We start from the raw sequence: 13,549 nt of genomic DNA on the forward strand, positions 1-13,549 counted from the left end.
GGCATACTGACAACCTCCCGTGTGATTAATTGAGTAATAACTTTTATATATCACGGAAACCGTCGGTGTGCCATATTTATTTTTTGGTAGCATTACCAATTTGACTTTTTATTTTGCAGAACTAAAGACAGTAACTAAAATTTAATTCATTTTGCCGTAAGGCAATTGTTTGTATAAATCTTAGTTTGTAGAAGAGAAAAGGTAATAAATAGGTAAAAAGTAAGAAGTAAGAGTAAAGGATAAAACTCAAGGAGTTTTTTATAATTAATTTGTGAATAAGTAAAAGGTAATGGTTGTGGTGAAAATTCAGCAAAGCTGAATTTTTGAAGAACTATTGCTTAAAGGGCTGGTCAGCCCGCAGACCGATAGGTTGCAAAAATAGTTATACTTTCACTTACCCCATAAAACATTAATAACTTTAATAAATCTTTCATTATAAATCAACGTGCTACGCCAAAAGAACTTTTTAAGTGCTCAACTTCTTACTTTTTACCTTATAGCTTGTTTTACTATTACATTTTATTTAATAAAGATTTTCCGTAACGCAGTGGAGGAAAATCCTCCTTTCCTAGCACCTAGTACCCAGTACCTAGTACCTAATCTTTTACATCTTACTTAATTATCAATTGTCCATTGTCAATTGTCAATTCTCCCTTAGTTCCTAGAGTATTGTTCACAGTCCAAAATTTGAATTTTATCACGGAATTAAAGGCAGCTTTTTCCTACGGTACTTACTTCCCTCTCTTATAAACTATTTTTCCACCTAAAATTGTAGTTTCTATCTTTACATCTTTAATGTGGTCTGGATCTACATTAAAAATATTCTCTTCTAAAATAACCATATCTGCAAATTTACCTGGAGTTATAGAACCTTTAACATTTTCCTCAAAAGATGCATAAGCTCCTCCTATAGTAAATCCTTCTACTGCCTCATATACTGATAACTTTTGTTCTGGAAGCCAGCCTTCTTTTGGATATCCATTTAAATCCTTCCTTGTAACTGCAGAATATATATTAGGCAGCACATCAAAGGCCTCTATAGGACAATCTGAGCCAAAAGTTAAATGAATGCCTTTATCTAACATGGTCTTCCAATTGTAAGTATGCTTTGCTCTATCCTTTCCTATTCTCTCTTCAACCACATGAAGGTCATAATTTAAAAATATAGGCTGGACGTTAGCTATAACTTCTAATTCTTTAAATTTATTGATCAAAATTTCATCTGTTATTTGTGCATGTATTATAGTATGTCTAGCATTACTTCTCGGGTATAATTTTTGTGCCTTTTCAATGCTATCAAAAACCATATACATGGCCTTATCACCTATACAGTGTGTAGATACTTGCATTCCCTCTTTATGAGCAGTTATTATTAATTCATCTAATTCGTCTTGACTATAACCAATCATTCCAAAAGTAGAAGGTTTATCTTTATAGGAGTACGATAAATAAGCAGTTCTTGCGCCTAAAGAACCATCACATATTAATTTTAAAGGTCCTAATTTAAAATTTTTATCTCCCTTATCCTTATGCCATCCTTCATTTAAAAAATCTTCTAATATGTCCATGTCTGAAAGCCTGCATTGCTGGTTTATTCTTACTTTTAGTCTACCTTCATCTATAAGTTCCCTATAAGCTTTAATTATCTTTTTATAATCTCTACTTGGAAGATATGCAAAATCATCAGAAAAAACTGTAGTTATCCCTTGCTCACAAGCTTTTTCAGCAGCCTCTTCTATCATATCTTTAAGTTCCTCTAAAGTGGGTTCATTTATAGCATTATCGGCTAGCCAAACTGCATTTTCTGTAAGCACTCCTGTTGGAATTCCCTTTTCATCCGTTTCTACTTTTCCACCTTGAACTTTTGGTAATTTACCCTGTTGTATACCTAAAACTTCTAAAGCTTTACTATTCACAGAATAAACATGATAACAAGCTCTTATTAAACTTATAGGATGCTCTTTAGATATTTTATCTAAATCATTTCTGTCTAAAAATCTTTTTTCTTTAAAATTTTCGTGGTTCCAATTAGTACCTAGCACCCAATGTCCCTTAGGTATATTTCTTTCCTTTATGAAATTTCTCGTTTTCTCTATTACCTGCTCTATAGACTGTGCATCTCTTAAATCCACCTTTTGTAAGCTGCTAGCATACCCTAATAAATGCATGTGACTATCTGTAAAACCTGGAAGAATCAATTTCCCATTTAAATCAATTAATTTTGTATTTTTATTTTTAAGATTTAGTATCTCCTCATTGTCTCCAACTGCGTATATCTTATCTCCTTTTATATCTACTGCTTCACATCTTATATTTTCCTCGTCCATAGTAACCACTCTACCATTAAACAATATTATATCCATATAAATCCCCCATTTTTTAAATATTATTTTAATATTTTATTATATATATTCATTACATAATATTAAAAATACACTAGATGTCCAAGTAAATGCTCTGTCTCTTAGTCCTTCCCCTATAAGTGCATTAAAATTTTCTGCCATTCCACTTTTATTTGCCATATTACAAAATTTTTTAGCTACTTCTTTTGCTAAATGATATTCACCACATTCATTTAAAGCATATACGAAAAGCATTGTTGAAGTTGCCCATATAGGTCCTCTCCAATATCCATCATCAGTATAATATTTACTATTTAAGTTTTCCATGGCAAGACCAATCTACTAAAAGGAACTTCAAAAAGGTTTATCTCCATTATTTTTACCCCCAAGCACACAAACTACTTTTTCTAAATTTTATTATATGTATAAAAACTCTTACTATTGATTATACTATTTTTATTGATAATAACAAATATAAACAGAGCTCTTAGCTTCAGATGGAGTTTTTACCAACTGAAGGTTAGAGATCGTTATCCAGGGACGTAGCTGCCGTTATCTCCCACTTTGTTAGAAGTGGGAGTGTTACGGCAGGTAGTCATCGGATAAAAGTCAAATATTAAATAATAATTAAGAAAGGAGAAAGTTACCAAAACTTGGTGACGATTTTACTAATGAAAGCTAAGGTAGATAAGGATACTTGTATTGGCTGTGGATTATGTCCTGATATCTGTCCTGAAATATTTCAGATGGATGATGATGGGAAAGCTATTGCATATAAACCCGATGTGCCTGAAAATTTGGCAGATTCCGCTCAAGATGCAGAATCTCAATGTCCTGTAAATGCAATTACGGTTCAGTAAGGTATAACTTTATATCCACACTAAAAATAACCTCATTATGATAAGACCAGTAATCATAATGACAACTTATGAACCGATGGTTCAAGACAAACTTAATACAAAAGGAACCATAATGGAAATAAATCCATTATGGTTCCTTTTGCGTATTAGTGGTTCCTAAAATACCGAATTAAAATCCAAATGAACCACAGCCCACCTGTACAGATGACCAATAAAAAGTCTACTATCAATCCGAATGTCCCTCTCTTTTTCATTTGCAAATCATCCTCCTGTTCAAACTTTGAGCTAATGTTTTTCTCATAACAGGAGTTGTAAAAATTGCGGAGTGAACCCAAAACTACATTTCAGCAATTAGCTTTTCTTTAATCTTTGCAAATTCTTCTTCCGTAAGAACTCCACTATCAAGCATTTGTTTTGCTTGTTGGATTTTTTCTAAAGCCGAATGGGTATTCTCGTTTTCTTCTTTTGCAGAACAACCATCATCTTCATTTTCATTTGCTTCAAGAATATCATTCCAATCTGATTCAAAATCCGCCTCGGAATAAGAGAAATGTGCTTCATCCAATGTATCAGCTAATCTCATGCCCATAGGTCTAAGTGTGGCAAATGTAATACCTCCCGAAACAATACCACCTATGATAGGCACAACCTTTGACACTCCCTTTGCGAAAACTTCCTTAGTCATTTTGGCACCAAAAGCTTTAGCAATGGATTTTATAATCGGGTAATAAAATGTTTTTGTAAGCGCCTGTTGTGGTAGCTTTTTAAGTGCTTGTTTTGCCAAAGAGGAAGAAAGCACTCTTATAGTTTGTGCAGCACCCGATGCTCCCAGCATAACACCACAATACAATATGAGTTGATTTGTAACTTTTTCTTCATCTAAAATATCACCGTTCCACAAGTCACCAGCACCATATAGATAGGCAATTTCTTGTGCTAATCCTAATGCTACACCATAGAATTGTAGCATATCCCCAGGTATGGTTGCGGCCATTGTAAATCCCCCTGGCATTCCGGCAAGAAATGATGCACCGGTAGAAAACAATGTCTTCTTTTGAACAATTTTACTTGCAATTTTACGTAATTCCTTTCTTGAACAACCTGCTTCAACAGGTCCTACATCAATAATGGCATGTAACAGTTCAGGGGCAACATCATTGAATTGCTCTTGCAAAAAAGCATCACGATTAACCTTTACTCCAGGAATTTGAATTGCTGTACTGATAACACTCACCAGTGAAGGTGCATTTATTTTTTTAGTAATTTCCATAACTTATCCTCTTTTCTATTTTATTTCGCAATTATTTTACTACCCATTTTTTATATGTTCCATTGCTTCATATATGCTAATACTGTAATCAAACAACTTACTATAACTCTTTACGCCATCTAGCAACTTTTTTATCCATATATTTGCATTCTTACTTAAAGCTATCATACTCCTAACAATTACATAATGTCAATACTCGTTAATAGATTCGTATAGACTTCAATAACTTATTATGGAAACTATGTGAACAAGGCATTTGATATTAAATCACTCAAAAAAATGTTTGGAATTGACGATATATATGAGTGAGACGATGAACTGAAACCTGCAATTTAAGACAGCAAAAGGCGGACAGTCAAAACTGTCCGCCTAATATGTCCCTTATATAAGTGGTTCACAAATTGTCCTTGTGAACATTCACTACATAAACATAGGGAGGTTATCTTTTGTGTATCAAATATCTTTTGTGTATCAAATTTTTTTCTGTTTTTAAATTCTTTTGTGTTTTAAATGTCTTTTGTTTATTTAAATCATCTTATTTTTGTTCAGATGATTCCTTAGTTTTTTTCATTAAGAAATATATTGGAACTCCTACTACTAATCCACCAAGACCCCATAGTATTTTTTCCATAGATGACTGAACTAAAAGCCATCCACTAACTACTACAGCTATTATTGGAATAACTGGTCCAAATGGAACTCTAAATGAACTTTGTAGATCTGGTCTTTTCTTTCTTAAAACTATTACTGCTAAACATGTTGGAACATATTGTGCAAATCTTGAAACAACACTTATTGCTGCAAGTTTTGTAAAGCTTCCTGATAAAGCTATTGGAATTGCCAATGCAACTGTTATTATTATAGCTACATATGGTGTACCCTTTTTGCTTTGTTTAGCAATTGCTTTTGGAAGAAGTCCATCTTCCGCTAAAGCTACTCCACTTCTTGGAGTGATGAATGAAGCTGCTATATTTATTCCACCTATAGAAACTAATGTACCTGCTGTAACTATAGCTCCACCTATAGGTCCTAAGAATACTGATGCTGCGTCAGCTACTGGTGTTGCAGTTTCTGCAAGCTTAGCCCCAAGTACTCCTATAGATACTGCTTGAATTAATAAATAGAATGCTGATACTATTATCATAACTGTTATAATTGCTTTTGGAACGTTCTTTTCTGGATTTTCCATATCTTCTGCTGCTACTGCTATAGATTCAAATCCTGTAAATGCATAGAATATTAAAAGTGCTGCTGCACCAAAAGAACCTGCTGTATATTGTCCTTTTGGGAACATTGGTGTAAAGTTTCCACCCTTTATAAAAAATATTCCTATAGCCACAAACATTACAAGTGGAACTAATTTTCCTACTGTAATTACATTGTTTAATGCTTTTGAAATGTTTACTCCTAATATGTTTATAATTCCTAATCCTACTAGTATTCCTACAACTATAATGTTTTTAGTAACTCCTACTGATGCTGCTGGCCAAACTTTTCCTAAAGCTGTAGCAAATGCCACTGCCATAGCTGCCCATGCTATTATACTTATAGCCCATTTCATAAATCCAACTTCAAAACCTATAAAGTCACCAAAGGCTTCCTTTGCATAAACGTATGGACCACCATTTTTCTTAAACATTCCGCCAACTTCTGCAAAACACATTGCTATACTTATAACTAAAAGCATGTCGAATACTATTACACCTAAACTTGCAGGTCCTATTAATTTTGCTGCTTGGTTTGGTAATAAGAATATTCCTGAACCTATTATAGCGTTTATTCCTAGTAATACTATACTCCAGAAACCCAATTTGTTTTTGCTTGACATAATTTTTCCTCCCTTTCCTTAGGTTATTATTTTTTGCTTTCCTCAACTAATTTTTTGAATATCCCTAACATTTTTTCATTTTCTTTGGCTAACATTTCAGGATGCCACTGTATTCCCATTACAAAGTGTTCTCCTTCTTTTTCAATAGCCTCTATAACTCCATCTTTCGCCACTGCAGATGCTTTAAATCCTGGTGCCACATCTTTTACTGCTAAATGGTGAAAGCTGTTAGTTAACACTTCATCTCCTAATATTGCATTTAACTTAGTATCTTTTTCTACTTTTACCGTATGCGTAGGTACGTTAGATAAAGCACCTTGATTATGCTTAACATAACATCCTTCTATAAAAGATAGATCTTGATAAAGATTTCCGCCATTAACTACATTTATAATTTGGTGTCCTCTACAGATACCTAAAATAGGCTTTTTCATCTCCATGGCAATTTTTATTAGCATACAATCAAATAAATCTCTCTTTGGAAGTATTCCTCCAAGTTTTTGACTAGGTTCTTCACCATATAATAGAGGATTTACATCATGACCGCCTGACATTATAAGCCCATCCACTGCTTCTAGTTGCTTTCTTATTATTTCTTCTTCATATACCATCGGTAATATAAATGGTATTCCTCCAGCTAATGATACTGCCCTAATGTAATCGTCATTTACATATGCTCTCTCGTATCCAGGAAACATTCCTCCGTCATCTACAATTATGCTGCCTGATACACCTATTACTGGTTTCTTGTCCATTAATCTAAGCCTCCTAAAATTAATTGTTTTATCTGTGAAAATATTATAAGCAAGCCTCATGCCAATTTGTTATGTCATTAACAAAGTTTTTTATTAAATCTGTTATAATTATTGATTTTATTAGTTTAAACATTTACATGAAATATATTTAGAAAATTTAATATTTAATAAATTGCTCATATATTAAAATAAAAAAATAGGTTAAATATCATTTTATTTAACCTATTTAACCTATTTATCTACCTATTAGTTATCCTGTTTTAGCAATTCCTTGCCTTTTTCTGTTATGGTACTTCCTCCTCGACCAACTTTTGATATAATACAGCCTATAGAGTTTAATGTACTTAGTATCTTCCTTACTTCCCCTTCGCTGGTTTTTATATTTTTTTCTTTTAAAATTTCTAAAAGTTTATTTCTACCCAAGGACTCTTCTCTTTTGCTAAATCCATCTATTACCTTAAGTATTTCTAATACCTTTGTAAAATCACATTTACTCTTCAATATATATATATCTTCACTTTCTTCTTTTTCTATTTCTTTCTTAAAATCATTTTTTTTAGTTTGATCATTATTTAAAATATTAAAAGGCAAATTTTCAATAGTAACCCTTTCTCCGCACATTAAAGATATATATGAAGCTGCATTTTCAAGTTCTCTTATATTCCCTGGCCAATCATATTTAACTAGGGCTTCTTTTGCTTCTTCAGTTATATTTAATTCTTTATTTGTAAAATATTTTATCAAATCTAGTATATCTTCTTTTCTTTCTCTCAATGCTGGTATGTTTATAGGTAAAACATTTAATCTATAGTATAGATCCTCTCTAAACTTTCCTTCCTTTATCATTTGAAGTAAGTTTCTATTAGTCGCTGCTACTATCCTTACATTTATATCTATTACCTTTTGAGCTCCTATTCTCATAACCTGCCTCTCCTGTAAAACTCTTAAAAGCTTTGTTTGCAAAAGTACAGGCATATCTCCTATTTCATCTAAAAATATAGTGCCGTTATTAGCTTGCTCAAAAAGTCCCTTTTTCCCTTCTTTTAACGCTCCTGTAAAAGCTCCTCTTTCATATCCAAACAATTCACTTTCTAATAAATTTTCAGGCATTGCAGCACAATTAACTGCTACAAAAGGCTGCTTACACCTTGAGGAATTATTGTGTATAGACTGCGCCATTAACTCTTTACCTGTACCACTTTCTCCTATTATAAGCACTGTTAAGTCGGATTTAGAAATTTTCTTTGCTAAGTCTATACATTCAATCATAATATTTGATTTAGTTTTAATATCATCAAAAGTATATCTAGCCACCTGACCCTTTTCTCTAATCTTTTGGCTTAAGTTCTGCTCCAATTGCTTTATGTATGTGATTTCCTGAAGATTATAATAAGTTCCTATTTTTACACCTAAATAATGTATAATTCTTTTATTTGCATTTATATATCTGTTTTTGTAAACAAAAACCTCATCAAATATTTCTTTTTCACTTATTATTTTTTCTAATTCACCTTTAAATATATCATTAATATAATTACCCTCTATAGGTTCTTTTAAGTTAAACATGTCTATAAAACTTTTATTACTTACTGTTATAATACCCTTAGTATTGGTAAGAGCTATTCCATTTTTAGAAAGATTTATTACTATGTCCAATTCTATATTTTTTATAAAAAGCTCCTTATAATTATCTCTTATTCCCCCATCTAAGCTAACTATTTTCTCGGAGTATTTAATTAAATTCTTTGCTATATAATTATCATGTAGCCCTAAATAAGTTATTATTTGAAAAAAAGTAGACACATCAATATATCTATCGCCTAAATCAATTACCTTATTTATATAGGTTGGTATTCTCCATGCTTCACTTGGTGTAACAGCAACAGTCAAATCACTATATTCCTTATTATCTTCATAAGGAATTAAATTAAGATGGTTTATACCTAATTCATAAAATAAAGATAGCGTTTCCAATGTAGTTTCATCATTATCATTCACAACCAATACGTCTGTTCCTTCTGGAATAGAAAATAGTTTATACACTTCTTTTTCTAGTATGGTTCTTCTTATAATTAAAATTTTACTTTCACTAGATATAAATTTTTTTATTTTTAAAGCTCTTTCTTTAATCATAAATAAAACCACTTGGTCACTTATAATTTCTCCCTGTTTTAATTCCTTTATATAATAATTATTTATTTGAACACTTTCTCCTAATACTTCTTTTAAATTTTCCTTTAAAAATCTAGCAACTCTAGAATTACTATCAGTAACTATACCTACGGATTTCATAAGCCTTCTCTCCTTAAATAATAATATAGCCAATTATTTATATTATAATCTTTTATCTTCCTGTATTAAATAAATTCCATAATTTTTTTATCTTAATATACATATACTATATTTTATCTCAACAGCAACAACTTGGCATGCATTTTGCTATTAAAATATATATTGTTATAGTACAATATTTTTAGAAAGGATGAATTATAAATGAAGATTAATGATAAAGAATATTTTATAGGATTATTAAAAAATGAGGTAGTTCCAGCTTTAGGTTGTACTGAACCTATAGCCGTAGCACTTGCATCAAGTAAAGCTTGCAAAGAACTTAATCTTTTCCCAGAAAAAATTCAAGTTTTCGTAAGTCCTAATATATTAAAAAATGGTATGGGAGTTGGAATACCAGGAACTGGAATGGTGGGTTTAGATATAGCTGCTGCATTAGGCGCCATAGGTGGTAATGCTGATGCTCAACTAGAAGTTTTAAAGGACATAACTAAAGAAGATATCAATAAATCCAAAGAATTTCTTAATGAAAATAGAGTACATGTAACAGCAAAGGATGTTCCAGACAAATTATACGTGGAAGTTAAAGTATTCAATGGCGAACACAGTGCTACAGTAATTATAAAAGAAAAACATTCAAATATAGTATCTATAGAAGTAGATGGAAAATATATATTTAAAAAAGAAAATAATGAAAGTAACACTACTAATGAAAATAAAAATTCATATGAACATACTACTGTAGAAGAAATATACAATTTTGCTATTAACGCAGATTTTAAAGACATAGAGTTCATATTAGAAGGGGCTAAAATGAATAAAGCTATTTCTGAGGATGGATTAAAAAATGACTATGGCCTTAAAGTAGGAAAAACTTTATTTAAGAAGATAAATGATGGAATTTTAAGTAATGATTTACAAAATTACGCTATGGCTGTAACCTCAGCAGCTTCTGATGCTAGAATGGCTGGCTGCATGCTTCCTGTTATGAGCAACTCCGGTAGTGGTAATCAAGGTATTACAGTTATGATGCCTGTAGTAGCTGCTGCTGAAAAATTAAATGTAAGCGATGAAAAATTAGCTAGAGCACTAGTTTTAGCTAACCTAGTAGCTATACATATTAAATCTTATTTAGGAAGACTTTCAGCTTTATGTGGCTGCGTAGTTGCTTCTTCTGGAGCTAGCTGTGGTATAACTTACCTTATGGGTGGAAATTTAGAAAATATAATCTACTCTATCAAAAACATGGCTGGAAATATAGCTGGCATGATATGTGATGGTGCTAAAACTGGCTGTGCTCTGAAGGTTTCTACTGGCGTAAGTGCTGCCATTCAATCTTCACTACTAGCTATGGAAGGTATAGAGATATCAGAAAAAGACGGAATCATAGACAAAGATATAGAAAAAACTATAAAAAATATAGCTGAAATAGGCGCTAAAGGTATGAGCGAAACAGATAAACTTATTTTAGACATAATGATCTGTAAATAAGAATATTGTGACGAAATGCCATAGGAAAAATCTGCTTTTAATTCCGTGATAAATGTGAAATTTTGGACTGTGAACAATACGCCAAGAACTTCTAATATTTGTCCATTTAAAGCAGATTTTTCAGATCATGTATATATCATCACAGGGAGAAAACAGCCTACCAAAGGATAATTTTTCTTCATTGCATTACGAAAAATTTTAGAATGTAAAAAAGAAAGCTAACATAATTTCACGTTGTGAAATTATGTTAGCTTTCTTTTAGGGCTTAACTTAAATCTTTTATTGGCGATAGCCAGCTTTAATATATAAATAATTCAACTTTCGCAGTTATAAAATAAAAATATAAAATTTGCAGATAAGTAATAGATATTAGCTAAGAAGTAAGAGTTAAGGATAAAACTCTAGGATTTTTTTCATAATTAATTTATAAGTAATAGATATTGAAATCTATATGCAAAAGTTGAGTTATTAATTATTACTTAGCACCTTAATTCTTACCTTGCATAGTATAGATCATATCTACGTACTTAATCTGGCTGCCGCCAATAAAAGATTTTTTAAGCCCTAAAAGAAAATTTATACCTACTTCATTTCTATACATTCCTAGTATCTAGTTAGTACCCAGTGCCTAAAATTATGATTAAAGACCGATGACAAAAAGAAAGGCTACGCCTAAAAAATATTATGAGCGCTTTTTTTACAATTAAAGATTTTCTGTAACGTAGTGGAGGAAAATCATCCTTTAGTAGGCCGTCTCCCCCACAAAGTAAGTACTCTGTAACTGAAAAATCTGCTTTTAATGGAGTGATAAAATTGAAATTTTGGACTATTGAACTAGCTTTAGAACTTCTTTGTTTTGAAATTTAAAGCCCCGTTAAGAAGCCTTCATTGCTTGAGTGAGGTACGAGCGAGTTTGAAGGCTTTAGGGGATTTAAATTTCAAAACATTTAGAAGTTCTTAGCGTACTGTTCACAGTCCAAAATTTCAATTTTATCACGGAATTAAAAGCAGATTTTTCCCATGGCACTTACTTAAATTTCGCTTCTTCTCCTATTATTTTTATGCCTGTTTCTATATCTTCTAGGGAGGTTCTAGAAAAGGCCAATCTAAAGGTATCTTCTCCACCTGCATCTGTATAAAATATATCTCCTGGGGTAAAAATAACTGCCCTTTTACTACATCTTTCTAAAAGCTTTCTCGAATTTATACCTTTTAATTTTATAAATATATAAAGTCCCCCATCTCCGTATATATATTCATTAGGTATATATTTTTCTGCTAAATTTCTTGCTAAATCATATTTTTCTCTGTATATATTTCTAACTCGTTTCAAATATCTTGAGAACTCACCACTTATCATGTATTGGTATAAAATTCCTTGATCTAAAGCAGAGGTATGAATATTTTCACTCCTTTTTACACTTTCCATTCCTTCTATAAGCTTACTATCTGCACAAATCCATCCTATTCTAATACCTGGAAACAATATTTTTGAAAAACTCCCTATATAAATTACAGAATTCTCCTCTCCAGCTATAGTAGCCATAGGTGCTATATGAGCCCCTAAATGTTGTAATTCCTCATTAAAGCCATCTTCTATTATTGGCACATTATAGTCTTTAAGAATATTATAAACCTGTTCCCTGCTTTTATATGACATAACTATTCCTGTGGGATTATGGTAAGAAGGTATTAAATAAGCAATCTTCGCCCTGTTATCCTTCAATATATTTTTTAGGGAATTAATATCCATTCCATCCTTATTCATAGGTACACCTATTAAATTTAATCCATGGAGTTTCATAATCTTAATTGCAGTATTATGAGTTGGATTTTCACATAATATATTATCTCCTTTTTTCGTAATAGATGATAAAACTATATTAAATCCCTCTGTAAAACCGTTAGTTATTATTATATCTTTATTTTTTAAGTTTACCCCTTTATCACTCATGTATTCTCTTAAGAAATCTATTAATGGCTTGTAACCTTTTGCATATCCATAATTTAAAATTCTATTGCCTTCTAAAGAAATTAAATTTGCAAAAGCCCTTTTTACCTCTTCCATAGGAAAATAATCTTCATCTGGAGCTATACTTTTAAAAGATATCATTCCTTTTTTATAAAGTTTTTCATGCTTCATTATATCCATACCTTCGGCTTCTAAAGCATAATTATTTAGTTTACTTTTCCAATTTATACTCCACTCTTTATTATTGTTTATATTGATCTTTGCCACAAAAGTGCCCTTACCTTTTAATGTATTAACTAATCCTTCTTCTTCTAGTTTTTCATACACATTCATAACTGTACTCCTGCTTATATTCATAATACTGGCCATTTCTCTAGTAGAAGGAAGCTTACTTAAATATGGCAACATACCATTGTCTATCATATCTTTAATATATTTGTAAACTTGAATATATATAGGCTCTCCCTCATGAAACTTTATGTTAAAAAGCATGCAAACACCCCTTATTTATCCTAAACTCTCTTTATACCGGCTTATATCACTATATATACTTATCATACTACAGCATTGCCTTTTATTGAAATATCTCCAAAGTAAACCTACCTACCCTCAAGGGGATTAACTTCCTGTTTGTTCCATTTATTATTCTTCACCACAAAGGTGCTATATTTTATAGGCTAAATTATAAAATTAGAGATAAACCTCTTTAATTGTAGTTTATCTCTAATTTTAATTCTTTATA

At 31.3% G+C, this 13,549-nt stretch carries 10 protein-coding genes; 2 read left to right on the forward strand and 8 right to left on the reverse strand.

Annotated features, from left to right (window positions below; genetic code table 11):
- Positions 1-731: 731 nt before the first annotated feature.
- Together FGK85_RS07945 and FGK85_RS07950 are read right to left on the reverse strand one after the other, a co-directional pair.
- Positions 732-2,363 (reverse strand): amidohydrolase, encoded by a 1,632-nt coding sequence (locus FGK85_RS07945; protein ID WP_138205409.1) that lies wholly within the window; start codon positions 2,361-2,363, stop codon positions 732-734.
- Between the two features lie 39 nt (positions 2,364-2,402).
- Positions 2,403-2,669, reverse strand: coding sequence for an MGH1-like glycoside hydrolase domain-containing protein (locus FGK85_RS07950; protein WP_138205411.1), 267 nt, complete (start codon positions 2,667-2,669; stop codon positions 2,403-2,405).
- 344 nt (positions 2,670-3,013) lie between these two features.
- On the opposite strand from FGK85_RS07950, the gene FGK85_RS07955 reads away from it, so the two are divergent.
- Positions 3,014-3,202 (forward strand): ferredoxin, encoded by a 189-nt coding sequence (locus FGK85_RS07955; RefSeq protein ID WP_138205413.1) that lies wholly within the window; start codon positions 3,014-3,016, stop codon positions 3,200-3,202.
- Positions 3,203-3,539: 337 nt separating this feature from the next.
- On the opposite strand, the gene FGK85_RS07960 is transcribed toward FGK85_RS07955, so the two are convergent.
- From FGK85_RS07960 to FGK85_RS07975, 5 genes are all read right to left on the reverse strand, one after another.
- On the reverse strand, positions 3,540-4,472 hold the full coding sequence (locus tag FGK85_RS07960) for an SHOCT domain-containing protein (RefSeq protein WP_138205415.1): 933 nt from the start codon (positions 4,470-4,472) through the stop codon (positions 3,540-3,542).
- A 39-nt stretch (positions 4,473-4,511) separates the two neighbouring features.
- A complete protein-coding gene (locus tag FGK85_RS15740) occupies positions 4,512-4,640 on the reverse strand; it encodes a hypothetical protein (RefSeq protein ID WP_279232913.1) in 129 nt (42 codons plus the stop codon).
- Positions 4,641-5,007: 367 nt separating this feature from the next.
- Positions 5,008-6,300: an APC family permease gene (locus tag FGK85_RS07965; protein WP_138205417.1), complete on the reverse strand. Its 1,293-nt coding sequence runs from the start codon at positions 6,298-6,300 to the stop codon at positions 5,008-5,010.
- Between the two features lie 26 nt (positions 6,301-6,326).
- Positions 6,327-7,055, reverse strand: coding sequence for a gamma-glutamyl-gamma-aminobutyrate hydrolase family protein (locus FGK85_RS07970; protein ID WP_138205419.1), 729 nt, complete (start codon positions 7,053-7,055; stop codon positions 6,327-6,329).
- A gap of 246 nt (positions 7,056-7,301) precedes the next feature.
- The gene (locus tag FGK85_RS07975; protein WP_138205421.1) at positions 7,302-9,347 is read right to left on the reverse strand and encodes a sigma 54-interacting transcriptional regulator; all 2,046 of its coding nucleotides are present in this window, start codon (positions 9,345-9,347) and stop codon (positions 7,302-7,304) included.
- A 201-nt stretch (positions 9,348-9,548) separates the two neighbouring features.
- Here FGK85_RS07975 and FGK85_RS07980 point away from each other — a divergent pair, with 201 nt between their 5' ends.
- Positions 9,549-10,835: an L-cysteine desulfidase family protein gene (locus FGK85_RS07980; protein WP_138205423.1), complete on the forward strand. Its 1,287-nt coding sequence runs from the start codon at positions 9,549-9,551 to the stop codon at positions 10,833-10,835.
- A 1,027-nt stretch (positions 10,836-11,862) separates the two neighbouring features.
- Here FGK85_RS07980 and pdxR read toward each other — a convergent pair.
- Positions 11,863-13,299, reverse strand: a complete 1,437-nt coding sequence (gene pdxR / locus FGK85_RS07985) for a MocR-like pyridoxine biosynthesis transcription factor PdxR (RefSeq protein ID WP_138205425.1) — start codon at positions 13,297-13,299, stop codon at positions 11,863-11,865.
- Positions 13,300-13,549: the final 250 nt, after the last annotated feature.

The organism is Haloimpatiens lingqiaonensis, from assembly GCF_901447495.1.
GTDB classification, from domain to species: Bacteria; Bacillota; Clostridia; order Clostridiales; family Clostridiaceae; genus Haloimpatiens; species Haloimpatiens lingqiaonensis.

Excerpts from the sequence above, each read along its gene's own strand:
- pdxR (WP_138205425.1), bottom strand. The coding sequence starts at position 13,299 with ATGCTTTTTAACATAAAGTTTCATGAGGGAGAGCCTATATATATTCAA.
- FGK85_RS07950 (WP_138205411.1), bottom strand. The coding sequence starts at position 2,669 with ATGGAAAACTTAAATAGTAAATATTATACTGATGATGGATATTGGAGA.
- FGK85_RS07970 (WP_138205419.1), bottom strand. The coding sequence starts at position 7,055 with ATGGACAAGAAACCAGTAATAGGTGTATCAGGCAGCATAATTGTAGAT.
- FGK85_RS07975 (WP_138205421.1), bottom strand. The coding sequence starts at position 9,347 with ATGAAATCCGTAGGTATAGTTACTGATAGTAATTCTAGAGTTGCTAGA.
- FGK85_RS07960 (WP_138205415.1), bottom strand. The coding sequence starts at position 4,472 with ATGGAAATTACTAAAAAAATAAATGCACCTTCACTGGTGAGTGTTATC.
- FGK85_RS07955 (WP_138205413.1), top strand. The coding sequence starts at position 3,014 with ATGAAAGCTAAGGTAGATAAGGATACTTGTATTGGCTGTGGATTATGT.
- FGK85_RS07965 (WP_138205417.1), bottom strand. The coding sequence starts at position 6,300 with ATGTCAAGCAAAAACAAATTGGGTTTCTGGAGTATAGTATTACTAGGA.
- FGK85_RS07945 (WP_138205409.1), bottom strand. The coding sequence starts at position 2,363 with ATGGATATAATATTGTTTAATGGTAGAGTGGTTACTATGGACGAGGAA.
- FGK85_RS15740 (WP_279232913.1), bottom strand. The coding sequence starts at position 4,640 with ATGATAGCTTTAAGTAAGAATGCAAATATATGGATAAAAAAGTTGCTA.
- FGK85_RS07980 (WP_138205423.1), top strand. The coding sequence starts at position 9,549 with ATGAAGATTAATGATAAAGAATATTTTATAGGATTATTAAAAAATGAG.